At 69.4% G+C, this 24911-nt stretch carries 16 protein-coding genes, 2 tRNA genes and 1 pseudogene; 5 read left to right on the top strand and 14 right to left on the bottom strand.

Translation table 11 applies throughout. The annotated features are described in order from the left end of the window. Position 1 precedes the first annotated feature (1 nt). The 10 genes from EUC46_RS00255 to EUC46_RS00210 all read right to left on the bottom strand — a co-directional run bounded on the left by EUC46_RS00255 (position 2) and on the right by EUC46_RS00210 (position 9263). Positions 2-1183 carry a glycosyltransferase family 4 protein gene (locus EUC46_RS00255; RefSeq protein WP_128772200.1) on the bottom strand — a complete coding sequence of 394 codons (1182 nt, stop codon included), beginning with the start codon at positions 1181-1183 and terminating at the stop codon, positions 2-4. Then, positions 1180-2160, bottom strand: a complete 981-nt coding sequence (locus EUC46_RS00250) for a phosphatidylinositol mannoside acyltransferase (protein ID WP_128772199.1) — start codon at positions 2158-2160, stop codon at positions 1180-1182. Before EUC46_RS00250 ends, EUC46_RS00255 begins: the two co-directional genes overlap by 4 nt. Then, positions 2157-2807 (bottom strand): phosphatidylinositol phosphate synthase, encoded by a 651-nt coding sequence (pgsA, locus tag EUC46_RS00245; RefSeq protein WP_128772198.1) that lies wholly within the window; start codon positions 2805-2807, stop codon positions 2157-2159. Before pgsA ends, EUC46_RS00250 begins: the two co-directional genes overlap by 4 nt. Positions 2808-2868: 61 nt before the next feature. Continuing rightward, positions 2869-3501, bottom strand: a complete 633-nt coding sequence (locus EUC46_RS00240) for an HIT family protein (protein ID WP_128772197.1) — start codon at positions 3499-3501, stop codon at positions 2869-2871. Further along, positions 3494-5524 (bottom strand): threonine--tRNA ligase, encoded by a 2031-nt coding sequence (gene thrS / locus EUC46_RS00235; RefSeq protein WP_128772196.1) that lies wholly within the window; start codon positions 5522-5524, stop codon positions 3494-3496. The genes EUC46_RS00240 and thrS overlap by 8 nt, the downstream gene beginning before the upstream one ends. A gap of 44 nt (positions 5525-5568) precedes the next feature. Beyond that, positions 5569-6642, bottom strand: coding sequence for a lipid II:glycine glycyltransferase FemX (locus tag EUC46_RS00230; RefSeq protein ID WP_241655299.1), 1074 nt, complete (start codon positions 6640-6642; stop codon positions 5569-5571). A 4-nt stretch (positions 6643-6646) separates the two neighbouring features. Beyond that, positions 6647-7669 (bottom strand): lipid II:glycine glycyltransferase FemX, encoded by a 1023-nt coding sequence (locus tag EUC46_RS00225; RefSeq protein ID WP_164918714.1) that lies wholly within the window; start codon positions 7667-7669, stop codon positions 6647-6649. Between the two features lie 44 nt (positions 7670-7713). Further along, positions 7714-8952: a carboxylate--amine ligase gene (locus EUC46_RS00220; RefSeq protein ID WP_241655298.1), complete on the bottom strand. Its 1239-nt coding sequence runs from the start codon at positions 8950-8952 to the stop codon at positions 7714-7716. Between the two features lie 165 nt (positions 8953-9117). Further along, positions 9118-9189 (bottom strand) — tRNA-Val (locus EUC46_RS00215). A gap of 1 nt (position 9190) precedes the next feature. After that, a tRNA-Gly gene (locus tag EUC46_RS00210) sits at positions 9191-9263 on the bottom strand. A 179-nt stretch (positions 9264-9442) separates the two neighbouring features. On the opposite strand from EUC46_RS00210, the pseudogene glgX reads away from it, so the two are divergent. The 4 genes and pseudogenes from glgX to EUC46_RS00190 form a co-directional block, all read left to right on the top strand. Further along, positions 9443-11602: pseudogene (gene glgX, locus EUC46_RS00205) on the top strand (glycogen debranching protein GlgX); the annotation flags it as partial. A gap of 724 nt (positions 11603-12326) precedes the next feature. Continuing rightward, entirely contained in the window at positions 12327-14873 is a 2547-nt protein-coding gene (treY, locus tag EUC46_RS00200) for a malto-oligosyltrehalose synthase (protein WP_128772194.1), read from the top strand. Positions 14874-14953: 80 nt separating this feature from the next. Continuing rightward, entirely contained in the window at positions 14954-15559 is a 606-nt protein-coding gene (locus EUC46_RS00195; RefSeq protein WP_128772193.1) for a DUF3000 domain-containing protein, read from the top strand. A gap of 62 nt (positions 15560-15621) precedes the next feature. After that, entirely contained in the window at positions 15622-16839 is a 1218-nt protein-coding gene (locus EUC46_RS00190; RefSeq protein ID WP_128772192.1) for an HRDC domain-containing protein, read from the top strand. Positions 16840-16967: 128 nt separating this feature from the next. Here EUC46_RS00190 and pflA read toward each other — a convergent pair whose 3' ends face one another. The 4 genes from pflA to dxs form a co-directional block, all read right to left on the bottom strand. After that, positions 16968-17846: a pyruvate formate-lyase-activating protein gene (gene pflA / locus EUC46_RS00185; RefSeq protein WP_128772191.1), complete on the bottom strand. Its 879-nt coding sequence runs from the start codon at positions 17844-17846 to the stop codon at positions 16968-16970. Positions 17847-17869: 23 nt separating this feature from the next. Next, positions 17870-18115 (bottom strand): autonomous glycyl radical cofactor GrcA2, encoded by a 246-nt coding sequence (grcA2, locus tag EUC46_RS00180; RefSeq protein ID WP_128772190.1) that lies wholly within the window; start codon positions 18113-18115, stop codon positions 17870-17872. A 63-nt stretch (positions 18116-18178) separates the two neighbouring features. Beyond that, a complete protein-coding gene (locus EUC46_RS00175) occupies positions 18179-20296 on the bottom strand; it encodes a pyruvate formate lyase family protein (RefSeq protein ID WP_128772189.1) in 2118 nt (705 codons plus the stop codon). Between the two features lie 384 nt (positions 20297-20680). Further along, on the bottom strand, positions 20681-22675 hold the full coding sequence (dxs, locus tag EUC46_RS00170; protein ID WP_128772188.1) for a 1-deoxy-D-xylulose-5-phosphate synthase: 1995 nt from the start codon (positions 22673-22675) through the stop codon (positions 20681-20683). A gap of 215 nt (positions 22676-22890) precedes the next feature. On the opposite strand from dxs, the gene EUC46_RS00165 reads away from it, so the two are divergent. After that, a complete protein-coding gene (locus EUC46_RS00165) occupies positions 22891-24897 on the top strand; it encodes an alpha/beta hydrolase family protein (protein ID WP_128772187.1) in 2007 nt (668 codons plus the stop codon). The last annotated feature ends 14 nt before the right edge of the window (positions 24898-24911 follow it).

The following is a 24911-nucleotide window of genomic DNA, read 5'->3' as shown; positions in this document are numbered from 1 at the left end:
CTCAATCCTCCATGACCTCGCGCAGGCGCCCCACCATGGTCTGGGTTTCGGGCGCCGTGGTGACGCGGGTGTGGGCGGTGGACAGGGCCATGTCGTAGACGTCCAGGACGGCGTCGGTGACCCTGGTCCAGTCGTAGCGGCCCACGGCGGCGCTCGCCGCCGCCCGGCGCTCCTGGGCGGCGGCGGTATCGGTAAGCGTCTCAATAATGACACGCGCCAGATCTGCTTCGTCGCCGTTGCGGAACAGGGCCCCTAGGCGGCCGGCCTCCAGGACGTCGGAGAAGGCGGTCAGGTCCGAGGCGATGACCCGGGTGCCTGCGGCCATGGCCTCCACCAGGACAATCCCGAAAGACTCCCCGCCGGTCTGTGGGGCCACGTAGCAGGTGGATGAGGCCAGCATGGCCGCCTTGTCCGCGTCACTGACCCCGCCCAGGAAGACCACGGAGTCGCCGAACTGGGCGAGCCTGGTGCGGTGCTCTCCGGCTTCCCCGCGTCCGGCGATGAGGAAGCGCGCCCCGGGAACGGCGGCCAGGACGGCGGGGATGGCGGCGGCCAGGACGGCCAGTCCTTTGCGGGGCTCGTCCAGGCGCCCCAGGAAGGAGACGGTGGGGTGCTGCTCGGTGCCGGCGAAGCGCGGATCATCCTTGGGGGCGGCGGCGAAGGGGGAGACATTGACCCCGTTGGGGATGACCACGGCGTCCCCGCCGTGGTAGTGGATCAGGGTGCGGCGCGCCTCCTCGGAGACGGCGATCGTGGCGGAGATCTTCTCCATGAAGGAGCCGGTCATGGGTGAGAGCAGCTCGCGGGCCACGGACCGGTCCATGGCGGCGTGGAAGGTGGCCACCACCGGGCACGTGGCCGCCTGGAGGGCCAGGATGCCAATGTTGGGGGCGATGGGCTCGTGGATGTGGAGCAGATCCAGGTTGTTGGCCTCCAGCCAGCGGCGCACGCGCCGGGCCACCGCCGCCCCGAAGTTTATGCGGGCCACGGAGCCGTTGTAGGGGATGGCGACGGCCTCCCCGGCGCTGGTCACCCACGTGGGCAGCTCGGCGTCGGCCGAGGCCGGGGCCAGGACGCGCACGTCATGGCCCCGGCGGCGCAATTCGCCGGCCAGGTCCATGACATGGGCCTGGACGCCCCCGTGGGCGTCGAAGGAGTAGGGGCAGACGATTCCAATCCTCATGGGGTCTCCTCCTGCTCGCGGGCGTGACGGCGCGCCAGGCGCTCATGATCGAGGTCGTCGTCGAACACGGGCTGGAGCATGTGCCAGTCAATCGCATGGGCGGCCAGGGGCTCGGACAGTTCGGCGACCCAGGCCCGGGTCAGCTCGGTGACGGCCCGGCGGCCGGTGAGCTCGGCGGGCGCCTCCACCTTGCGGACGGTCAGCACAATGCCCCAGCGGCCCCCGGCCCGGGTGCGTCGGGTCCCGGTGAGGCGCTCATAGTGGATGGTGGCCGTGTACAGGGGCAGGCCCAGGCGCTCGGCGAGGGCGGCGGGGCCGGCGGCGACGCGGGCGGTGTGCCCGGCCAACTCGGCTTGAATACCGGAGGAGGACAGGTCGCGGTCGGCGAGCAGGGCGACCAGGTAGTGGCCCTCACCGGTGCGCTGGACCAGGCGCTCGAAGACCTTCTCCCCCCGGCCCTGGCCGATCACCTCCATGCCCAGGCCCTGGCGGAAGTCAACGAACTGTTCGAAGAGGTCCGCGGGCTCCAGGCGCTCGGCCACGGTCAGGACGGTGGCCAGCTGCGCGCTGGCCCAGGCCCCGGCCAGGTCCCAGTTGCCCATATGGGGCAGGGCCAGCACCACCGAGCCCCGCTGCAAGTCGGGGCGCAGCGTGTCGGCCAGGTCGGTGCGCATGCGGGCCTCGACTTGTTCGCGGCTCAGGCCGGGCAGGGCGAAGGCCTCATAGAAGTAGCGCATGTAGGAGCGCATGGCCCTCCGGGAGGCGCGGTGCAGTGCTGCGGGCGTGGTACCGGCGGGCAGGACGCGGGCGAGGTTGCGCTCGAGCTGGCCCACGCCCCGTCCGCCGCCGCGCAGGCGGTGCAGCGCCCAGGCCAGGTCGGCTCCGGCGTGGGCCAGGGCGTAGCCCACGGGCGCGGGCAGGTGCCGGGCGTGGCGCCAAGCCAGACGGTAGGCGTCCTCGACGCGGAGCCCCCTCACGCCCCGTCCTCCACCGCGTCCGGGGCGCCGGCCGCGTCCAGCTGCTTCTTGACGGTGAGAATCCTCTGGATAACGGTCATGAAAGAAGCGAGTGTCACATAGCCCAGGCCCGCGGTGAGCACCCACTGGGGGGCGCCCAGGCCCACGGCGAGGGTGGCGCCCATGGCCACCAGCAGGCGATCGGTGCGCTCGGCGATTCCCACCGCGGCCCGGGCGCCAATGGACTCGGCTCTGGCGCGCGCGTAGGGCACCGTGGCGGCCAGGACCACCGAGGCAATGGACAGGGCCAAGGTGGTGGTGCGCAGGGCGCCCGGGGCCATGTGCAGGCCGACCCAGGCGGTCAGGGAGCCCAGGACGGCGCCGTCGGCCAGACGGTCCATGGTGGAGTCCAGGAAGCCCCCGAAGGCGGAGGACTTGCCGGTGGCCCGCGCCAGGATCCCATCGAACGAGTCGGCGATGAGCACGAAGAACAGGACGATGGGTCCGGCCACGAAGTGCCCCTGGGGAAGGAGCGCCACGGCCGCGCCCACCGAGGCTGCGGTCCCGGCAACGGTGAGCATATTGGGGGTCACGCCCGCTCTGGCCATAGCCAGGGCGGGGCGCGTGAACAGGGCCTTGGTCAGGCCGCGTCCGTGCTGTCCGAGCATGGGTACCTCAGTGATCGGGGATGGTCGGGGCTGGCCGGAGGGCGCTGGCGCCTTGATCGCGTCACTGCCCCGCGGCGGCGGTCGTTTCTTGGTCCTGGGCCCAGGCCCGGGCGATCATGGCGCGCTGGTCCCCCAGAAGCTGGGGCACCGGCTTGGTGCGTCCAATAATGGGCATGAAATTCGCGTCCCCCTGCCATCTGGGCACAATGTGCTGGTGAAGGTGGGCGGCGATCCCCGCCCCGGCGACCTCCCCCTGGTTCATTCCCAGGTTGAAGCCGTGCGGCCTGGCGACCGCCCGCACTACCTCCATGGCGCGGGCGGTGAGCTCGGCGATCTCGGAGCGCTCGGCGGGGCCGGCCCGGGTCCAGTCCGAAACGTGCCGGTAGGGGCACACCAGCAGGTGCCCGGTGTTGTAGGGGTAGAGGTTCATGAGCACATAGGCGTGCCGCCCGCGGTGGACGATCAGGGCATCCTCGTCGCTGCGCCCGGGGGCGGCGCAGAAGGGGCACTGGGAGGCTGAGGCGTCGGTGGGCTTGTCCTGCCCGCCAATGTAGACCATGCGGTGGGGGGTCCACAGGCGCTGGAAGGGCTCGGGCGCCCCGGGGTGCTGGAATGGGGCCTCCACGCGCACCCCGCCGGCGTCATCGTCTTCCGCCCCGAAGGCGGCGCTGCTGGGCGGGGGTGCGTCACTCACGGGTCAGCCTCTCCCCGGCCGGGTCGTTGACGCGCCTGGCAATGACGTCGGTGATGTGGGCCACGGCCTCGTCCACGGGCACCCCGTTGGTCTGGGCCCCGTCGCGGAAGCGGAAGGAGATGGCGCCGGCCTGCTCGTCCTCACCGCCGGCAATGAGGGTGAAGGGGACCTTGTCCTTGGCGGCGTTGCGGATCTTCTTGCCGAAACGGTCGTCGGAGTGGTCGACCTCCACGCGCACGCCCCGGGCGCGCAACTGCGCGGCGACGCCGTCAACGTAGTCGGCGAAGGCCTGCGCCACGGGGACGATGCGCACCTGCTCGGGGGCCAGCCAGGCGGGGAAGGCCCCCGCGTAGTGCTCGACGAGCACCCCGATGAAGCGCTCCAGGGCGCCGAACTTGGCGGAGTGAATCATGACCGGCTCCTGACGGGAGCCGTCGGGGGCGGTGTACTCCAGGCCGAAGCGGTGGGGCTGGTTGAAATCGTACTGGATGGTGGACATCTGCCAGGTCCGGCCAATGGCGTCCTTGGCCTGCACGGAGATCTTGGGCCCGTAGAAGGCGGCGCCGCCGGGGTCGGCAGTCACCTTGAGCCCGCTCTCGGCGGCGCACTCGGCGGCGATCCGCTCCAGGATGGCGGTGGCCTCGGCCCACTGCTGGTCCGAGCCAATGAACTTCTCGCTCTTGGCCCCCTCCTCGTCGCGGGTGGAGACCTCCAGGTAGAAGTCGTCCATGCCGAAGTCGGCCAGGAGGGTGAGCACGAAGCGCAGCAGGTGGCGCACCTCCTCGGGCGCCTGCTCGGGCGTGCAGTAGGTGTGGGAGTCGTCCTGGGTGATGGAGCGCACCCGGGTCAGCCCCTGGATCACACCGGACTTCTCGTTGCGGTAGACGGTGCCGAACTCGAAGAGGCGCAGGGGGAGCTCGCGGTAGGAGCGCCCGCGGCTGGCGAAGATGAGGTTGTGCATGGGGCAGTTCATGGCCTTGAGGTAGTAGGCCTGACCGTCGTCGTCCATGGGCGGGAACATGTCGTCGGCGTAGTAGGGCAGGTGCCCGGAGATGTGGAAGAGCTCCTCCTTGGCGATATGGGGGGTGCCGACGTACTGGAAGCCGGACTCAATGTGGGCGGCGCGCACGTAGTCCTCCATGACGCGCTTGAGGACGCCGCCCTTGGGGTGGAAGACCGGCAGGCCCGCGCCCAGCTCCTCGGGGAAGGAGTACAGGTCGAGCTCGGCGCCCAGCCTGCGGTGGTCGCGCCTGGCCGCCTCGGCCATGCGGGCCTGGTAGGCCTTGAGGTCGTTCTTGCTCGCCCAGGCGGTGCCGTAGATGCGCTGAAGAGAATCCCCGGACTGGTCGCCCTTCCAGTAGGCGGAGGAGAACTTGGTCAGGGCGAAGCCCTGCCCGATGTGCCGGGTGGAGGGCAGGTGCGGGCCCCGGCACAGGTCGGTCCAGGCCACGGTGCCGTCGCGGCGGACATTGTCGTACATCGTCAGCCCCCCGGCGCCGACCTCCACCGAGGCGCCCTCGGCGCCCGCCCCCTTGGTGTCCACGAGCTCGAGCTTGTAGGGCTGGTCGGCGAGTTCGACGCGGCCCTCGGCCTCAGTAATGTCGCGGCGCACGAAGAGCTGCCCCTCCTTAATAATGCGCCGCATGCGCTTGTCGATCTCACGCAGCAGCTCGGGGGTGACGGCATCAATATTGCCGAAGTCGTAGTAGAAGCCGTCGGTGATGAAGGGGCCGATACCCAGGTTGACCTCGGGGAAGATCTCCTGAACGGCCTGGGCCATGACGTGAGTGGTGCTGTGGCGCAGAATGTTCAGGCCATCGGGGGAATCAATGGTGATCGGCTCAACAATGGCCCCCGCGTGGACGGCGCGCCCCAGGTCCCAGGGCTCGCCGTCCACGCGCATGGCGATGACGTCCTTGACGTCCTTGAAGAGGGTGGTGCCGGTCGTGCCCGCCTCCACGGTGCGCTCGTGGGCGTCAATCGTCACGTCAATGGTCTGTGGGGACACGGCAGGCTCCTTCATCGGGGGTTGCGGGCGCTGTACGGGTGCGCCCTTCCCCCGGGAGTCTACTCGGAGCCGCCGCGGTCCTTGCGCGAGGCCCGGGCCCGCAGCCCCCGCACCCGGCTGCGGACGCGTTTGGCGGTCACCAGCGCGCCGTAAAGCACGGTGCGCACCGGCACGTCCCAGGCGCCGTCAACCTCGGTGACGTGTTTGGCGTAGCGCTTCTTGTACTGGCCCACCGAGTACAAGGACGGCACCCGGGTGGAGCCGGCGCCCATGAGGTCCAGGCCACGGCAGCCTTCGGCCGCCAGGGTGGTGGCCGCCCACCAATCCAGGGCCTCAGCCCCGCGGAAACCGCGTGAGGCGGTGGAGGAGGCGCCGTAGTAGGCGACCGCGTCCTTGCCGGTGACAGTCACCAAGTCCCAGGCGTGGGGCACCCCCTCGCGGCGCAGCACGAACAGGCGCGCCCTATCAGGGCCCAGGGCGGTGAGCATATTCCAGTACACCTCCGCGGGGTGGGGGCGGAAGCCGTCGCGCTTAGCGGTCTCGCGCAGCACCTCGTAGACCTCGTCGAACTCGGCGCGGCTCAGGCCGGTCTCCTCGCTAATGGTGCAACCGGCCTCACGGGCCACGCGCTCGGCGCGCTTGACGGCCCGACGGCCGTCCTTGGGCATGGCGGCGGCAATGGCCTCGGGCTTGCGCGGGGTGAGGTCGATGACGTAGGTGCGGTCGTAGGTAATGGTGCTCAGCAGTTCGCGCAGGTCAGGGGCCCCGTAGCGGGCGTGCATGCGGATGAAGACGATGGAGCGGTCGCGGCGCCTCGCCTCGGCGCGCAGCAATGCGCGCAGGTGGGCCTCGCGCTCAGGGGATTGCTCCTTGAGCCAGGTGGGGCCGTGCTTGGCCCACAGGAAACGGCGTCCGGCGACCCGGTAGGAGTACAGGGCGATGGCGGCCACGGGCTTGCCGCCGTCCTCCATAACGTAGCGGCCCCACAGGGGGTGGCCCTGGGTTCGCTCGAAGGCCTCCCAGGCCTCGGTCTGCTCAATGCCCACCGGCGTGCAGCCAATGGCGGTGCGCATGGTGCGCGCATCGACGGCGCGCAGGGTCTCGCTGCGCGCGGGTGTGGTGGTTCTGGACATGGGCTCAGCGTCCCATCTTGTGAGCCAGCCAGTTCATGGCGCGGTAGCGCGTCGGGTTGAGAATAATCTCCATGGGCGCCCCCACGCGGGTGACCTGTTTGGTCCACTTGGTTTTGAACTCGTTGAGCGGGTTGAGCTTCGGGTTGTAGTCCGAGCCGATGGCCACCAGGTCCACCAGGGTGACGCCACTCTTCTGGAGCTCCAGAAGCCCGGTGAACAGCAGCACGTCGGCGGAGTGCGTGCGCCGAGCGCGCTCGGAGGTGGCCGCGACCTCGTAGGCGGCGAAGGTGCCGTTGACCAGGAACAGGCCCCAGTTGATCGCCTTGCCGTCCTCGCGGCCCACGAAGAGCCGCGCCATCCCCTGCTGGCGCATGACGTCGAACAGGGTCCAGTACTGCTCGGGGCGCAGCGCCGAGAAGCCCTGCCTTTCGCTGGTCTCCCGGATCACCCCCATGAGCTCCTCAAAGCCCTCGCGAGTGATGTCGGTCTCGTCGACCACGGTGATGGGGCTCTCCCGCAGGCCCTTGTTGACGTCGCGGCGTCCGCGCGGCTTCATGCGTGAGCGCAGGGCCGCTTCGTCACCGGTGGTGTCGATCATAATGGTGGTGTCGTGGAAGTACAGGTCCTGGCAGGGCATGACCGCCTCGGGGTTGGGGTGCAAGAGGCCCAGCCGAATGAAGGACATGGAGGCGTCCTCGCGCTTGACGAACGCGGCGAGCTCGCGCACCATGCGCTGCTCCTCGTCCTGGGTGGGCTCGGGCCCCACCCAGACCGGGCCGCTCCAGCACCACAGGAAGTGCATGGTGCGCAGCGTGAAGCAGCGCAGCGTCAGCACCGCGCGCGGAGCGTCCTGCTCAGGGTCGGAGTACCAGGCCCAGCGGGTCCCCTTCCACAGCTCGCGCTCGGGCAGGAGCTCATCGTAGGCGTCCCAGGCCACCGTCTCCTCCAAGGGGTACGGCTGGGTGCCGAGGACGGCGGTGTAGGCGTCGTTCGTAATCGGTCGGATAGCGGCTGCGGTTGAGTCCACGGGCATGGTTTCCCTATCGAGGCGGTCGTTTTCTCAGATGTTTCTCAGATGTACTGGCCGACGGGGCGCGGATAGTAGCGCCGGAGCTTGCGGACGTAGTTGAGCTTCTGGAGCCTGACAATGATGGCGCGGCGCAGATCGCGCTCAGCGGGGTTGATCATTGGGTCCTGTACGGCGCCCTTGCGCAGCAAGGACTTCACCTGCGCGCCCAGGCGCGGCTGACGCAGGTAGCGGCCAATGATCCAGTTCGGGATGAGGCTGTAGATGGCGGTGCGCTTGCCCTCGACCCGGGCGGGGCGCTCGCCGTCAATGAGGTCGGCGGCCATGGGGACCATCGGGTTCGCCCCGGCCACCACCATGTAGTAGCAGTTGCGGCCAATCCGGGGGTTGATCTCCAGGAAGTAGGCGCGGCCGTCCCTGGGGTCGATCTTGACGTCCATGTTCGCGAAACCCGTGTAACCCACCTCCTTCAGGAGCCTCTCCCCGGCCTCGACCAGCTCGGGGTAGTCCTGAGTCATCATGGCGATCGGGTTGCCAATGAGCCGGGGGAAGTGGTCTTCGACCAGCACCCGGGCCCCGCCACTGAGGGTGACGTCACCGTGGGAGTCGGCGTAGAAGGTCAGGGAGATCCCACAGGTGTCATCCCCGGGGATCATCTCCTGAACCAGGAAGCGCCCGCGGAAGCCGGAGCCGGCCAGGGGCCCCCAGATACGGGCCAGCTCGCCGGGGTCCTTGGCGAAGTAGACCTTGCGCTTCTCGGGGAAGTCGACGGCGTCGTACTCCAGACCGTCCGCGGGCTTGGCCACCACGGGGAAGGTGAGGTCGATCTCCGGCGCCCTCCAGGCGGGGGCGCCGGCACCGTGAAGGTCGACGACGGCGTCACGGGGCGTGAGCACGCCGGCGCGCTGGCACAGCTCGGAGAAGTGCGCCTTGTCGGTGACCTTCTCCCACACCGGCAGCTCGGGGAAGGGGATGATGAAGTGGGGCGAGAGGCGATCGCGGTACTCGCCGGTGAACCGGGAGAACCAGTCGGTGTTGGCCAGGAGCACCAGGTGGGCGCCGGGGTTCGCCGCGGAGATCTCCTCCAGCGTGCCCAGCAGTTCCTCGTCGCCCTGGTCCATGGGGACCTGCCAGATGCGGAAGAAGCGCGACCGGGTAATGGCGGTGATGGGGGCCGGGCTGACGCAGATGACCTCGCAGTCGAAGGCCTCGTTCATGGCCCGCCCGAGGGCGTAGGTGCTCGTGTCGCCGCCGACGATGACAGGAAGGATGCTGCGATCCACTCAAATCCTCCAAAAGCGTGTGGGGGCACGGAGCGTTCCCGGCCGCTCAAGGGCGCAGCCGCGCTGTGCAGGCCACGACCTTACCCCAGATGCAAAAGCGGCCCCAATCCTTGGTAACGCTTGCATTTCTGCGGGTTACCGCGTCAGGATGGGACCTGCCTACGGTGGGCGATACTGGGATCGAACCAGTGACCTCTTCCGTGTCAGGGAAGCGCGCTCCCGCTGCGCCAATCGCCCGAGCGGATGACGGGACTCGAACCCGCGACCCTCACCTTGGCAAGGTGATGCTCTACCAACTGAGCCACATCCGCGCACCACACCTCATGGGTGCGGGATGAAAACTAGCAGAGCATCCGCACGGGCGCAAAACCATGCTGAGCATGACCTGTCTCACTGGGGCGGCAGCACCCGCCGGGGCGAGTGCGGGGCACGGTGAGTCCTGTCCGACGTCCACCGCCCCGTAGCGCCCTATCCATGGCATTGTTTCCCCATGCAGCACTCAGCCTCCGGCGCCCCCGTGACCGTCTGGCCGGGCCAGCCCCAGCCCCTGGGAGCCACCTTCGACGGCTCCGGCACCAACTTCGCCCTGTACTCCTCCGTCGCCACGGCGGTGGAGCTGTGCCTTTTCGACGACGACGGCACGGAGACCCGCGTCCCGCTCACAGAGGTCGACGCCGACGTCTGGCACGGCTACCTTCCCACGGTCCGCCCCGGCCAGGTCTACGCCTACCGCGTCCACGGCCCGTACGAGCCCGAGCGCGGGCACCGCTGCGACGCCTCCAAGCTCCTGCTGGACCCCTACGCCAAGGCGATCTCCGGGCAGGTCAGCGCCTCCCCGTCGCTGTACTCCTACGACTTCCTGGACCCCTCGAAGCGCAATGAGCAGGATTCCGCGAAGCACACCATGCGCTCGGTGGTGATCTCACCCTTCTTCGACTGGGGCCACGACCACCCGCCGGCGCACCCCTACCACGACATGATCATCTACGAGGCCCACGTGAAGGGCCTGACCAAACTTCACCCCGAGGTGCCCGAGGAGCTGCGCGGCACCTATGCCGGGCTGGCCCAGCCGGCGGTCATCGACCACCTCAAGAAGCTCGGGGTGACCGCCATTGAGCTCATGCCCGTCCACCAGTTCGTCAACGACACCCACCTCCAGGAGCGGGGCCTGTCGAACTACTGGGGCTACAACACCATTGGCTTCTTCGCCCCGCACAACGCCTACGCCGCCTACGGCAGCGACGGCGGCCAGCAGGTCCAGGAGTTCAAGGCCATGGTCAAGGCCTTCCATGAGGCCGACATGGAGGTCATCTTGGACGTGGTCTACAACCACACCGCCGAGGGCAACCACATGGGCCCCACCCTGTCCTTCCGCGGGATCGACAATGCCGCCTACTACCGGCTCGTCGACGGCTCACAGGCCCACTACTTCGACACCACGGGCACGGGCAACTCCCTGCTCATGCGCTCCCCGGCGGTGCTTCAGCTCATTATGGACTCGCTGCGCTACTGGGTCACCGAGATGCACGTGGACGGCTTCCGCTTCGACCTGGCCTCGACCTTGGCCCGCCAGTTCCATGAGGTGGACCGCCTTTCCGCGTTCTTCGACATCATCCACCAGGACCCGATCATTTCGCGGGTCAAGCTCATCGCCGAGCCCTGGGACGTGGGCGACGGCGGCTACAACGTCGGCGGCTTCCCGCCCCTGTGGAGCGAGTGGAACGGCAAGTACCGGGACACGGTGCGGGACTTCTGGCGCGGCGAGCCCTCGACCCTGGGCGAGTTCGCCTCCCGCATTACCGGCTCCTCCGACCTCTATCAGCACACCGGGCGCACCCCGGTGGCCAGTGTCAACTTCGTCACCGCCCACGACGGCTTCACCATGGCCGACCTGGTCTCCTACAACGAGAAGCACAATGAGGCCAACGGCGAGAACGGCGCCGACGGCGACTCCAACAACCGCTCCTGGAACTGCGGGGCCGAGGGCCCCACCAGCGACCCGGCAGTGGTGAGCCTGCGCAACCGTCAGATCCGCAACTTCCTGGCCACAATCCTGTTCAGTCAGGGCGTGCCCATGATCTCCCACGGCGATGAGATGGGCCGCACACAGGGCGGCAACAACAATGTCTACTGCCAGGACAATGAGATCTCCTGGGTCAACTGGGAGCTGAGCGAGTCCCAGAAGGAGATCCTGGAGTTCACCCGGGCCATGGTGTGGCTGCGGCGCGACCACCCGGTGCTGCGCCGGCGCCGCTTCTTCGGAGGTTTGGCCGCCCACGGGGGCGAGTCGGAGTTGGGCGAGATCGCCTGGCTGCGCCCCAGCGGCGAGCGCATGACCGACGAGGACTGGTCGACCTGGTACGCGCGGGCCATGATGGTTTTCCTCAATGGTGAGGCCATTGCGGAGCCCGGCCGGCGCGGTGAGCGGATTGTGGACGAGTCCTTCCTGGTCCTCATTAACGCCTCAGACTCGGACATCCCCTTCACCCTGCCCGGACCGGTCCACGGCACCTCCTGGTCAGTGGCCCTGGACACGGCCCCCGCCGTGGATGGGGACTCCGACCCCAAGCTCGGCGCCGACCATGAGGTCATGGTCGAGGCCCGCTCCATGCTCTTCCTGGTGGCCGACCCGCGCAATGCGATTACCAGCGTCCCCTCCCCGGCTGCGGCGACGGCGCCGAGCCCGGAACCCGCTCCTACCCCGCCCCCTCAGGCGGATGCGGCAGTCGAGGGCGCCGCTGCGGCTCAGCCCGCCCGGAAGGACCGGGCTGAGCAGCCTCAGGACGCCGCCCCTCAGGACGACTCCGCCCCTCAGGACACCGACCCGGGGCGGCCCAGCACGCCGCCCCCCGCACCGGCCCGGGCGGCAAGCGTCACCGACGCTGTGAGCGCGCCCAGCCCCGAACCGCCGGCCTCGCCGGACTCACCAGACTCGCCGGAGGCCCTGCCGGCCGCTGATCCGAGTGAGGCTGAGCAGCCTCAGGACGCCGCCCCTCAGGACGACTCCGCCCCTCAGGACACCGACCCGGGGCGGCCCAGCACGCCGCCGCCCGCACCGGCCCGGGCGGCGAGCGTCACCGATGTCATGAGCGCCCCTACTCCTGAGCCGCCCCCGGCACCGCAGGCCCCGGCCCCGGACAACGCTTCGGCACGCACCCGAACCCCGGACGCCGCCCCGCCCCGGGGCACCGGGGCGGAGCAGGATGAGCAGCCGGAGCAGCCGGAGCAGGATGAACAGCCGGAGCAGGCCCAGGACGGCCCGGGCGCCGCCCCGCAGGCCAATCCGCGCCCGGCCCCGGACCCACTCAATGACTCACTCAATGACCCGATCAGTAAGGCCACCGGCCCCGACCGCGGCGAGAAGGCCCAAGACCATGACTGAGACGACCGCGCCCCTGCGCCCCGCCCCCGAGTCAGTGCATATGCCTGCCGCCGGCCGCCGCACACCGGTGACCACTTACCGGCTCCAGCTCGGGGAGCGACTCACCTTCGACGACGCCGCGGCCCTGGTGCCCTACCTGGTGGACCTGGGCGTCACGGACCTCTACCTCTCCCCCATCCTGACCGCCGCCCCCGGGTCCACTCACGGCTACGACGTCGTCGACCACGACTCCGTCAGCGCGGTCATGGGCGGGCGCGAGGGCCTGGAGCGCCTGGCCGCCGCGGCTCACGCGGCGGGCCTGGGCCTGGTCCTGGACATTGTGCCCAACCACATGGCGGTGCCCACGCCCGCCTGGCTCAATCGGCCCCTGTGGTCCGTGCTGCGCGAGGGCGCGAACTCCCCCTACGCGCCCTGGTTCGACGCGCCCGCGGACCAGCCGATCCTCCTGCCCGTGCTGGGGCAGCGCATCGGAGCGGTCCTGGACGCCGGCGAGCTCAGCCTGGAGACCATGGTGGTACCCGCCGAGCCCGAGTGCGGCGAGCAGTGGGTGCTGCGGTACTACGAGCAGGTGCTCCCCGTCGCCGAGGGCACCGAGACGCTGCCCCTGCCCGACCTCCTTGACCGCCAGCACTACCGCCTGGCCTACTGGCGGGTCGGCAAAGAGGAGACGAACTACCGCCGCTTCTTCGACATCAACACCCTGGCCGCCATTCGGGTCGAGGACTCGGAGGTCTTCGCCGCCTCCCACGCCCTCATCCTCGACCTGCTCAACGAGGGCGTCATTGACGCGCTGCGAGTGGATCATCCCGACGGGCTGGCCGACCCCGGCGGCTATCTGGAGCGGCTTTGGGAGGCCAGCGGTGGGGTTTGGGTCGCCGCGGAGAAGATCCTCGCCCCCCATGAGGCGCTCCCCTCCTCCTGGCCGGTGGCCGGCACCACCGGGTACGACGCCGCCTGGCGCATTGATCAGCTTCAGGTCGACGCCGCGGGGGCCGCCCAGCTCGGAGCGCTCATGCAGGAGCTCACCGGGGATGGGGGCGCGGACTACCCGCGTGTGGTCGAGGAGGCGAAGCGCGAGATCATCGCCGTCTCCTTCACCTCCGAGGTCGACCGCCTGGCCCGCCTGCTCAAGTCCGTGAGTCTTAAGGACGTGCGCTTCAGGGATCACACCCTGGGGGACCTGCGCGCCTGCGTGGTTGAGATGCTGGTGGCGGCCGAACGCTACCGGGCCTACGCGGTCCCGGGCCGTGAGCCGAGTGCGCAGACCGTGGCGGTCCTCCACGCCGACGCCGCCCGAGCCCGCAGCCGCCTCACGGCGGATCAGGGTGAAACCCTCGACCTGGTCCTGGCCGTTCTTCTGGGCGGGCCGATCGGCTCCCTGGATCCTGACGACTGTCCCGAGCTGGCGGAGATCGCGGTTCGTTTCCAGCAGGTCTGCGGCGCGGTGACGGCCAAGGGCGTGGAGGACACCACCTTCTACCGGTGGACCCAGTTGACCTCCCTGACCGAGGTCGGGGGCGCGCCGGAGGTCTTCGCCTTCGGCCCCGAACAGGCCCACGCCTGGGCCGAGCGCATGCAGAGGACGTGGCCCGCCACCATGGTGGCCTCCACCACCCACGACACCAAGCGCGGGGAGGATGTGCGGGCACGGTTGGATGTGCTGGCCTCCTACGCGCAGCAGTGGCGGGACCTGGTCCACCGCTTGCGCACCGCCACGGCCGCGAGCCGACCCCCGGGCCTGGACGGGCGCAGCGAGAACCTGCTGTGGCAGACCCTGTGGGGCACCTGGGCGCCCGAGTCGGGCGACCCCATGGACGCCGAGCGCTTGGGCGACTACCTGGTCAAGGCCTGCCGTGAGCAGAAGACCTGGACCACCTGGACCGATCCGAACGCCGCCGGGGAGCAGGCGCTGCGCGACTACGCCGCCCACCTTCTGGCCGATCCGGGGGTGCGCGCCGAAATGGACTCCTTCGCGACTCTGACGGCGCCGGCGGTGCGGGCCGCGGTGCTGGTCAACAAGGCTCTGACCATGACCTGGCTCGGTGTGGCCGACGTCTACCAGGGCACCGAGGTCACACGCACCTCCCTGGTGGACCCCGACAACCGGCGCCCCGTGGACTACCACTCCGACAGCGGTTTGCGCCCCGCTCTGGCGCGCCTGGACTCGGGCGGCCGCCCCCGATGCCTGGACGACGACAAGCTCGTTGTGACCTCTCGTCTGGCGCGTCTGCGCGCGCAGCGCCCGGAGGCCTTCGTGGGCCCCCGCTCGGGTTATCGGGCGGTGCCGGTGACGACTCCCCTGGCCTTCGCCTTCTCCAGGCTCCTGGACGGCGAGCCCGAGGTGGTCGTGATCGCTCAGCGCCTGACCCGGCAGCTGGAGTCCCTGGGGGGATGGCGCCAGGAGAGCGTGGTCCTGCCGCAGGGGCAGTGGGTAGACGTGCTCTCGGGACGGAGCATGCCCGGTGGCGTTCAGGCACTGGCGACGGTTATGGCTCAGGCCCCGGTGGTGGTGCTGGCCCGCGAGCACGGGGGCGCCTGAGCCCGACCCGGCTGAGACCTGGCTGAGATATTTTCGGCGTGGCAGCCCCATGGTCACCGGCTCGCCGGTAGCCTGATAGCGTGACCGACTCCTCGACATATGTGTCGCACCAGGACTTCCCATCCCTTGGAATCCCCGAGCGTTTCGAGGCGGCGCTGCTGAGCATGAAGGCAGCGCCCCGTCCTCGGGGGCTTCTCCTCGATGAGGTTCCCGGCCCGCGCAAACTCGCCCCATACACAGCCGCCCTGACCGCTGAAACCCTTGAAACCGAGTCCGGCACCCCGATCGCCTCGGGGCGCTTCGTGCTTCTCCACGACCCGCGTGGCCAGGACGCCTGGGACGGAGATTTCCGCCTCGTCGTCATGGCCCGGACCCGGCTTGACGACGAGGTTGGCATTGATCCCTTCCTGGGCTCAGCAGCCTGGTCGTGGCTCACTCAGGCCCTCGACGACGCCGGCGCCGGCTACTCCGCGCTGGTGGGGACAGTGACCCGGGTCCTGTCCGAGACCTTCGGGGGCCTGGAGTTGACCGACTCCTGCGCCCATGCCGAGGTCCGCGCCTCCTGGAGTCCGACCACCCCGGACCTGGGCCCTCACCTGGCCGCCTGGTACGAGCTCATTCACATTGCCGCCGGCCATGAGCCCGAACTGGTCTATCCCTTGGCCCTCATGGGGGCGTCCCGGTGAGACCCGCGCCGCGTCCGGCCCGGACCCCTGGCACGACAGACGCCCCGGTTCCGGCGCAGGAGGTGCGCCCCTACCCCCGGCCCAAGGACGGGCTGCCCCCGGTAACGGACTGCCCGGCCGCCCTGCGGCGGGCCGCCCGGGCCTTGGGGCGGGGCACGGGCCCGGTGGCGGTGGACGCTGAGCGGGCGTCGGGTTTCCGTTACGGGCAGGACGCCTACCTCGTCCAGCTACGGCGCACCAACACCGGCACCGTGCTCGTGGACCCGGTGGGCGCTGGGAGCCTGAAGGCCCTGGCTCTGGCCCTGGACGGGCCCGAATGGATCCTGCACGCCGCGGACCAGGACCTGCCCTGCCTGGAGGCCCTGGGGCTGCGACCCCGCTCCTTATTCGACACTGAACTGGCTGCCCGGATCCTGGGGCGCACGCACGTGGGCCTGGCCGCCGTCATTGAGGAGACCCTGGGGCTGCGTCTGGCCAAGGACCATGCGGCCGCGGACTGGTCCACCCGCCCCCTGCCCGAGTCATGGCTGGTCTACGCCGCCTTGGACGTCGAACTCCTCATTCCGCTGCGCGCGGCCCTCGCCGCCGAACTGGAGGATGCCGGCAAGGACCAGTGGGCCGCCCAGGAGTTCGAGTACGTGCGCACCCGGGGCCCCCGCCCGGTCAAAACCGACCCGTGGCGCCGGACCCCGCGGGCCGGGCGCGTGGTGCAATCCCAGCGCTCCCTGGCGATTCTGCGTGAACTGTGGACCGCCCGCGAGGACCTTGCCCGCGAATTGGACCGCACCCCCTCGAAGGTGCTTCCCCATCAGGCAATGGTGGCTGCGGCAGTGGCCCGGCCGACGTCGCGACGCAAACTGACATCACTGCGGGAGTTCTCCTCCCGGCAGGCCCGCCAGCACCATGAGCTGTGGTGGCAGGCTGTGGAGCGGGCCCTGGCCCTCCCCGAGGAGGCGCTGCCGCCCATGCACGCGCCCTTGGGCCCTGGGGAGTTGCCCCAGCCCAGGTCCTGGCACCGCAACCATGAAGAGGCCGCCAGCGCGTTGGAGACGGTGCGCGCGGCGGTGCGCACGCGCGCTGAGGAGCTTCGGCTGCCCCAGGAGATCCTGTTGGCCCCGGACGCTCAGCGGCACCTGGCCTGGGAGCTGGGTGAGGAGCAGGCCCGCTGTGGGCGGGCGAGAACCTCCACCGACGCCATAGCCGCGCGCTTGGTCGAGCTCGAGGCCCGGCCCTGGCAGATTGAGCAGGTCGCCCCGGCCCTCGCCGCCGCCCTGTCCTGAGCAACCCGCCCGGCACCATCGAGCGCGCACCGCGCCCGGGGCGGCGGCGTCGTCCTCCGGGCGCCTCTATCACCACGCCTTCTCGATCTCGAGTTCCAACCGGGCGTTGACGGTGGAACCGGATCTGATTAGTGCACCTCGAAGCCGTGGGATCGGAAGATGGCCCGGGTGGACTCGACGAGCTCGGGCTCGGGGGGGCGCACGTCGGCCAGCTGGTAGTCCAAGCCCAGGGCCGCCCACTTATCGGCGCCCATCTGGTGGAAGGGCAGTACTTCGACCCGGCTGACCGCCGGGCCCCAGCGCTCAATGATCCTGGCGACGTTCTCCACATTGGCGGGGTCGTCGGTCAGGCCCGGGACCAGGACGAAACGGGCCCAGATCTCAATGCCCTTGGCGGCCAGGCGGTCGCCGAAGGCGATGGTGGGGGCCAGGGAGCGTCCGGTGACCCGCTTGTAGGTCTCCTCATCCCCGCTTTTCACATCCAGGAGCACTAGGTCGACATTGGCCAGCATCTCGTCGCTGGCGTTGGCCCCCAGGTAGCCGGAGGTGTCCAGGCAGGTGTGAATGCCCATCTTCTTGGCGCCCGCCAGCAGGCGGTCCACGAAGGCGGGCTGCATGAGTGCCTCCCCGCCCGAGAGCGTGATCCCGCCCTTAGAGGCCTTGAAGACTCGACGGTAGCGCCTCATGCGGCGCAGCAGCTCCTCGGCGGTCACCGGCTCCCCGTCCCTCATGAGAAAAGTGTCGGGGTTGTGGCAGTACAGGCAGCGCAGCGGGCAGCCGTTGAGGAAGATGGTCATGCGCGTGCCCGGCCCGTCCACGGCCGTGACGAGTTCCCAGGAGTGAATAGACCCCAGGGAGCCCTCGCGCATGCGCGCTAAGCGCTCGGAGCGCTCAAGGTCGGTGAGCTCCTCGAGCCCGCCAATGCCCGCCCCGCGCAAGCGGGCGGCCGGGGCCAGGAAGTCCTGGTCCCGGCCGCCCGTAACCGCGGGGGTGATGGTCTCAGTCATCTGAGCATCGCCCCGCTCCCGGCTCAGGCCTGGGAGTGGAAGGTGCGGTTGAGGACGTCGAGCTGCTGCTCACGGGTGAGCTTGACGAAGTTAACGGCGTAGCCGGAGACGCGGACCGTGAGGTTCGGGTAGTTCTCCGGGTGCTCCATTGCGTCCTCGAGGGTGTTGCGGTCCAGGACGTTAATGTTGGCGTGGTACAGGCCCTTGACGCCGCCATTGTCCTGACGCTGTGCCTTCATGGAGGCCAGGCGCTCCTCATACGTGGCCATGCTCGGCCCCTTTCGTGGTTGTTCGTCGATGAGTGGAAGCTGGTTGTGCCGGGACGGTCCGGCTCAGACCTCGGCGCAGTCGTCGGGGACGAAGCCCGCGTCGAGGATGCCCACAAGGTTGGCGACGCGCTCGTCCATGGTGCGCCCCAGGCCCTGGGGGGTGATGGTGTTGGTGAGCGAGATGCCGTCCAGGGCGTCGTTGTAGTCGAGCTTGCCCACACTGAGCATGGAGGCGACCATGCCGTGGGTGTCCATACCGTTCTCCGGGTTGGCCCCCGGGGAGAAGGGCGTGCCCTTGCGGTGCCCGGAGGGGAAGTTCCCGGTGGCCTTGCCGTAGACGACGTTGGAGGTAATGGTGAGCACGGACTGGGTGGGAATGGCGTCGCGGTAGAAGGGCTGGGCCTTGATCTTGGACATGATCGTGTGAACCACGGTGGCGGCAATGTCGTCGGCACGGTCATCGTCGTTGCCGTAGATCGGGAAATCGCCCTCGGTAATGTAGTCGACCACCAGGCCGGTCTCGTCGCGCACAGGGGTCACCGTGGCGTACTTAATGGCGGCCAGGGAGTCGGCCACAATGGACAGCCCGGCGATGCCGCAGCCCATGGTGCGCACAATATCGGAGTCGTGCAGCGCCATTTCAATGGACTCGTAGGCGTAGCGGTCATGGCAGTAGTGGATAATGTTGAGGGCCTCGACGTAGGTGGCCACGACCCAGTCGAGCATCTTCTCGTACTTGTCCCAGACCTCGTCGAAGTCCAGTGGGCCGTCGCCCTCAATGCCGGGCAGCCCGGGCACGACCCGCTTGCCGGTCATCTCGTCGCGGCCGCCGTTAATGGCGTACAGCAGCGCCTTGGCGGAGTTGACGCGGGCGCCGAAGAACTGCATCTGCTTGCCCACGCGCATGGGGGACACGCAGCAGGCGATGGCGGCGTCGTCGCCCCAGTGCTCGCGGATCTGATCGTCGGCCTCGTATTGGATGGAGGAGGTGGTGATGGAGATGAGCGCGCAGAAGTCCTTGTAGCCCTGGGGCAGGTTCTCGTCCCAGAAGATGGTGATGTTCGGCTCGGGGGCCGGACCCAGGTTGCGCAGGGTCTGCAGCAGGCGGAAGGAGGTCTTGGTGACCTGGGAGCGACCGTCCTCAGAGAATCCTGCGTCGGACCAGGTGGCCCAGTAGGGGTCGCCGGAGAAGATCTGGTCGTAGTCAATGGTGCGCAGGAAGCGGGTAATGCGCAGCTTCATGACAATGTTGTCAATGAGCTCCTGGGCGCGGGACTCGTCAATAACACCGGCGGCCAGGTCCCGTTCGATGTAGATGTCCAGGAAGGCGGACAGGCGACCAATGCTCATGGCGGCGCCGTCCTGGGACTTCACCGAGGCCAGGTAGGCGAAGTAGGTCCACTGGACCGCCTCGTGGGCGTCCTTGGCCGGCCCGGAGATGTCATAGCCGTAGAAGGAGGCCATGACCTTGAGCTTCTTGAGGGCCTTGATCTGCTCGGAGTGCTCCTCACGGAAGCGGGCCCAGTGCTCGGAGAAGGGCTCGTCGGCCACGGCGTCCTTGGCCCGCTGCTTGTCCTCGATGAGGCGGTCCACGCCGTAGAGGGCCACACGGCGGTAGTCGCCAATAATGCGGCCCCGGCCGTAGGCGTCGGGCAGGCCGGTAATAATGTGAGAGGAGCGGGCGGCGCGGATGCGCGGGGTGTAGATGTCGAAGACGGCGTCGTTGTGGGTCTTGCGGTACTTGGTGAAGATCTTCTTGACCTCGGGGTCGACTTCCTTGCCGGCCTCCTTGATCGCGGTCTCCACCATGCGCCAACCGCCGTTGGGCATCATGGCCCGCTTGAGCGGGGAGTCGGTCTGCAGTCCGACAATGACGTCATCGTCCTCGCTAATGTAGCCGGCGGGGAAGGCGTCAATATCGGCCGGGGTATGAGTGTCGACGTCCAGGATGCGAACCTTGCGCTCCTCGGCGAGGAACTTCGTCTCCAGGGTCTCCCACAGGCGCAGGGTCTTGTCCGTGGGGCCGGCCAGGAACGAGGCGTCCCCCTCGTAGGGGGTGTAGTTGCGCTGAATGAAATCGCGAACGTCAATGCCCTCCGTCCACGGTCCGGTGGCGAAACCCTCCCACGCGTCGGTAACGGTCTTCTCCGCCGCGGCGGATGCTGTGACGTCGGTGGTCATCCGTGCCCTCCTGTTGTGGGCGGCCGGTGGGCCGCCCGGTGGTGATCGCCCTTGTGGGGCGTGGCGGTACTCCTTGCGCCGTCGCCCCAAGCCTAGGCGGACGCCCCGGCGAAGAGGATAGCGGGCCAGAAGTCCCTTGGTGTGATCACTCACAGGATCATCTGGAATCCATTATACCGAGGACTGAAGTCCCACATGATGTCGATCGTCTGTCAATGACACGGCACCATGATTTCCCAGACTGCCGGCCAGATCGCCGTCAGTCTCCCCCGCACGGCCTTCATCGTTTAGGACCTGCGCCCCAGATGCTCGTCCATCCTCGGCGGAGCGCCGCACGGGTATCGCATAGGTATTCAGTCCCGGCTGTGAGGCGGGCTCGGCGCGCTACTGACAGCGCTCGGCCAGGCGCCGTGCGGCCGCCAGGACGCCGGGGGCGTCCATGGCGCACTCCTGGAGGATCTCCTCCCGGGAGGCGGTGGCCAAGAATCGCCGGGGCACGCCCACGCGCACGACCGGCGGGGCGCAGGCGGGCCCTCCGCCCTCGACCCGGTCATCCATGGCGTCGCGCAGCTGAGAACCAATGCCGCCATCGACCAGGCCGTCCTCAACCACCAGGACGCCCCTGGCCCCCAGGGCCAGCTCAACGAGGGCGTCCGGCACGGGCACCGCCCAGCGCGGTGAGACCACCTGCACGGCCGCGCCCTCAGCGGCCAGGGCCCTACCGGCCTCCAGGGCGGCGGGGGCCATGGCGCCCACGCCCACGAGCAGGAGCGGCGCCCGCTGCTCAAAGAGCTCCTGTTCGCCGGCCTGCCGCCCCGAATCCAGGAGGATGTCAACGGCTCCGAAGGGCTCCTCCCCCTCCACCCGCAGCGCGGGCATGGGCTCGGGCAGGGCCCCCTTGGGGTAGCGCACCACGGTGGGGGCGTCGTCGACGGTCAGGGCCTGGCGCAGAGCGTCGCGCAAGCCGGCCTCATCACGGGGCGCCGCCAGGCGCAGTCCGGGCACGTGGGCGAGCAGGGCCATATCCCACATGCCGTTGTGGCTGGCGCCGTCGGTGCCGGTGACCCCCGCCCGGTCCAGGACAATGGTGACCCCGGCCCGGTGCAGGCCCACGTCCATGAGAACCTGGTCGAAGGCGCGGTTGAGGAAGGTGGCGTAGAGGGCCACCACCGGGTGCAGGCCGGCAAAGGCCATGCCGGCCGAGGCGGTCAGGGCGTGCTGCTCGGCAATGCCGACGTCAATGACCCGCTCGGGCATGGCGTCGGCCATGGGCTGGAGGCCCACAGGCGCCTGCATGGCGGCAGTGACCCCCACAATCCTCGCGTCGTCGCGGGCCATGCTCAGGATCTCCTCGGCAAAAACGGCGGTCCACCCGAAACGGGAGGGAACCACCGGCAGCCCCGTCTCGGGGTGGATGCGGCCCACGGCGTGGAAGCGGTCGGCCACATCCTCCTCGGCCGGGGTGAAGCCGCGGCCCTTCTGGGTGATGACGTGGACAATGACCGGCTCGGCGTACTGGCGGGCGCGAGTCAGGGCGAACTCCAGGGCGGTAATGTCATGGCCGTCGACCGGCCCGGTGTACTTAATCCCCAGGTCCTCGAAGAAGGCTGAGGGCACGAGCACATCCTTAATGCCGGCCTTCAGACCGTGGAGGGCGTCGAAGGCCGCCCGCCCGGGAGCGCCCTGCGCCAGCAGGCCCCGCTTAATGCCCGAGAGCATGCGCTCGTAGCCCGGGTTGGTGCGCAGGGCGTCGAGGTGGTGGGCCAGTCCCCCAATGGTGGGGGCGTAGGAGCGGCCATTGTCATTGACCACGATGACCAGGTGCTTGTCGTCGGAGTCGGCAATGTTGTCCAGCGCCTCCCAGGCCATGCCCCCGGTCAGGGCGCCGTCACCGATGACGGCCACCACGTGGCGGTTGGAGCGCCCATTGAGGCGGTTGGCGCGGGCCACGCCGTCGGCCCAGGACAGGGAGGTGGAGGCGTGGGAGTTCTCCACCACGTCGTGGATGGATTCGCCGCGATCGGGATAGCCCGACACGCCGCCGCTCTCGCGCAGGCGGGAGAAGTCCTGGCGGCCGGTGAGGAGCTTGTGGACGTAGGCCTGGTGGCCGGTGTCGAAAATGATGGTGTCGCGGGGGGAGCGGAACGTGCGGTGCAGGGCCACCGTCAGCTCGACGACCCCGAGGTTGGGGCCCAGGTGCCCACCGGTGCGGGCCACTGTGGCCACCAGGTAGCGGCGGATCTCGGCGGCCAGGGCCACAAGCTCCTCGCTGGTGAAGCGGCGCAGGTCGCCGGGGCGGCGAACCGAGGACAGCAGTGGCGTCTCCGGGAGCGCCAGCGAGACGTCGAGGGTGCTCGCTGAGGCTGTCTTGTCGGTCATGGACGCTGTCCTTCGCGGGTCAGTTGGCTGCGGCTCGCCGGGCGGGCCGGCACTGGGTCCGGGCCACGGCACTCCAGCATAGGCACTCCGGGGCCCGGACCCCCACCTGTCATCTACCTGCCACCGCCGGCGGTGACGACCAGTAGGGTGGTGCTGGCAGCCACGCGCCTGGTGAGCAGGCGCGTCCCGGCACTCCACAGTCCTCAGGAGGCACCATGAGCACCATCGCGCCCTTCGGCACCTGGCCCTCGCCCATTACTCCGGGCACCATTACCACCCGCACGGTGCACCTGGTGCAGGTGCGGGTTGATGGGGCGGACACCTACTGGGTGGAGCAGCGGGCTTCCCAGTCCGGGCGCCAGGTGCTGCTGCGTCGTGACGGCGACGGCCAGATCGGGGAGGTGCTGCCGCTGACTCCCGCCGACGAACTAGCGGACGTGCGCACCCGCGTCCACGAGTACGGCGGGCGCGCCTACGCCGTGGAGGCGGGCATTATTGTCATCTCCCATGCCGGTGACGGGCGCCTGTACCGCTACGACGTCGCCCACCGCATGCGCGGCCTGGTGCCGCTGACCATCTATGGGGACGTGCGCCACGGCGACCTGGAGATCGATACCGCCCGTGGCGTGGTCTACGCCGTCCGCGAGGATCACCGCGGCCCCGGCGCCCCGGTCAACTCCCTGGTGGCCATCCCCCTGGACGGCTCGGCCGCCCGGGACGACGCTCTGGTGCGAACCCTGGTGGAGGGCACGGACTTCGTGACCTCCCCGACCCTGTCCCCTGACGGCGAGCGCCTGGCCTGGATCACCTGGAACCTGCCCGACATGCCCTGGGACAACGCGGTCCTCCACGTGGGGGACCTGCTGCCCGACGCCACCTTGGGCGCCCGTGCCGAGTTGGACGGCGGCCAGGGGTACTCGGTCAGTGAGCCGCGCTGGACCCAGGAGGGCGAGTTGGTGCACGCCTCGAACGCCTCGGGCTTCTGGAACCTTTACCGCACCGAGGGCTTCCCCCCGCTGGGCAGTCGCCGCGAGGATTGGACCGGCGCCCTGCGCACCCGCCCCCTGCACCCGGCCCAGGCCACCTTCACCTACCCGGCCTGGCAGCTGGGCCCGCACTCCTTCGATATTCTCGACGGGGAGCACCTCATCGCCTCCTGGGCCCGTGAGGGCGTCAGGCACCTGGGCACCATCCGCCTGGCCAACGGTGAGATGGAGGAGTGGAATGTGGGCTGGCAGCCCGTGGGCAATGTGGCCTCTAACTCTGGGCGGGTCGTCATGTTGGCCGGCAATGAACTGGAGTTGCCCAGCATTGTGGAGGTCAGGAACGGCACGGTCCAGGTGCTGCGCGGCTCGGGAGAGTTCGCCCCGGAGGACATTGGCGTGTCCTTCGCCGACCCCGTCAGCTGGGAGACCAGTGATGGGGACCGCGCCCACGGCTTCTTCTACCCGCCGGCCTCGGTCACGCACCGGGGGCCCGATGGCGAGCTGCCGCCGCTGATCGTCAATGTCCACGGCGGTCCCACCTCGGCCAACCACGCGGGCTACGACCTGGGCATCCAGTACTGGACCAGTCGCGGCTTCGCCTACCTGGATGTCAATTATCGCGGTTCCTCCGGCTATGGCAGCACCTACCGCACGGCTCTGAACGGCAAGTGGGGCCTGTACGACGCCGACGACGTCATCTCCGGGGCCCGGCACCTCATTGACACCGGGCGCGTGGACGGGGCCCGGGTGGCGGTTCGCGGTTCCTCTGCGGGCGGGTTCACGGCCCTGAACGCCCTGGTGCGCTCGGAGGTGTTCTCCGCGGCGACCTCCGTCTTCGGGGTGGCCGATCTGTCCCAGCTGGCGCGCACCACCCACAAGTTCGAGTCCGGCTACATTAACCGACTCGTGGGCGCTGAGGGCGCCGACGACCCGCTCATGGCCGAGCGCTCCCCCATCCACCATGTTGAGGACATCCACGCCCCGCTGCTGCTGCTACAGGGCTCGGAGGACTCGATTGTGCCGGCGGAGCAGGCCACCGCCATGTACGAGGCGGTGCGCGATCGTGGACTGCCGGTGGCCCTGAAGGTCTTCCCCGGCGAGGGCCACGGTTTCCGGCTGGCGGCCAATATCCACCGCGCCCTGGAGTTCGAGTTGAGCTTCTACTCCCAGGTGTGGGGGCTTGAGGGCGGCGAGGAGGAGCGCGGCCAGCTTCAGGTGGAGAACCTTCGGGGCTGACCGGCCCGGCGGCG

It is taken from the genome of Actinomyces oricola, from assembly GCF_004104015.1.
Lineage (GTDB): Bacteria > Actinomycetota > Actinomycetes > Actinomycetales > Actinomycetaceae > Actinomyces > Actinomyces oricola.
The sequence above is the reverse complement of the archived record's forward strand: the minus strand, read 5'-3'. Positions and strand labels throughout refer to the sequence as shown.

Bases quoted from the DNA above. Each gene is read 5' to 3' on its own strand.
- EUC46_RS00175 (WP_128772189.1), bottom strand. From the start codon at position 20,296: ATGACCACCGACGTCACAGCATCCGCCGCGGCGGAGAAGACCGTTACC.
- pgsA (WP_128772198.1), bottom strand. From the start codon at position 2,807: ATGCTCGGACAGCACGGACGCGGCCTGACCAAGGCCCTGTTCACGCGC.
- EUC46_RS00230 (WP_241655299.1), bottom strand. From the start codon at position 6,642: ATGTCCAGAACCACCACACCCGCGCGCAGCGAGACCCTGCGCGCCGTC.
- EUC46_RS00165 (WP_128772187.1), top strand. From the start codon at position 22,891: ATGAGCACCATCGCGCCCTTCGGCACCTGGCCCTCGCCCATTACTCCG.
- EUC46_RS00255 (WP_128772200.1), bottom strand. From the start codon at position 1,183: ATGAGGATTGGAATCGTCTGCCCCTACTCCTTCGACGCCCACGGGGGC.
- grcA2 (WP_128772190.1), bottom strand. From the start codon at position 18,115: ATGGCCACGTATGAGGAGCGCCTGGCCTCCATGAAGGCACAGCGTCAG.
- thrS (WP_128772196.1), bottom strand. From the start codon at position 5,524: ATGAAGGAGCCTGCCGTGTCCCCACAGACCATTGACGTGACGATTGAC.
- treY (WP_128772194.1), top strand. From the start codon at position 12,327: ATGACTGAGACGACCGCGCCCCTGCGCCCCGCCCCCGAGTCAGTGCAT.
- dxs (WP_128772188.1), bottom strand. From the start codon at position 22,675: ATGACCGACAAGACAGCCTCAGCGAGCACCCTCGACGTCTCGCTGGCG.
- pflA (WP_128772191.1), bottom strand. From the start codon at position 17,846: ATGACTGAGACCATCACCCCCGCGGTTACGGGCGGCCGGGACCAGGAC.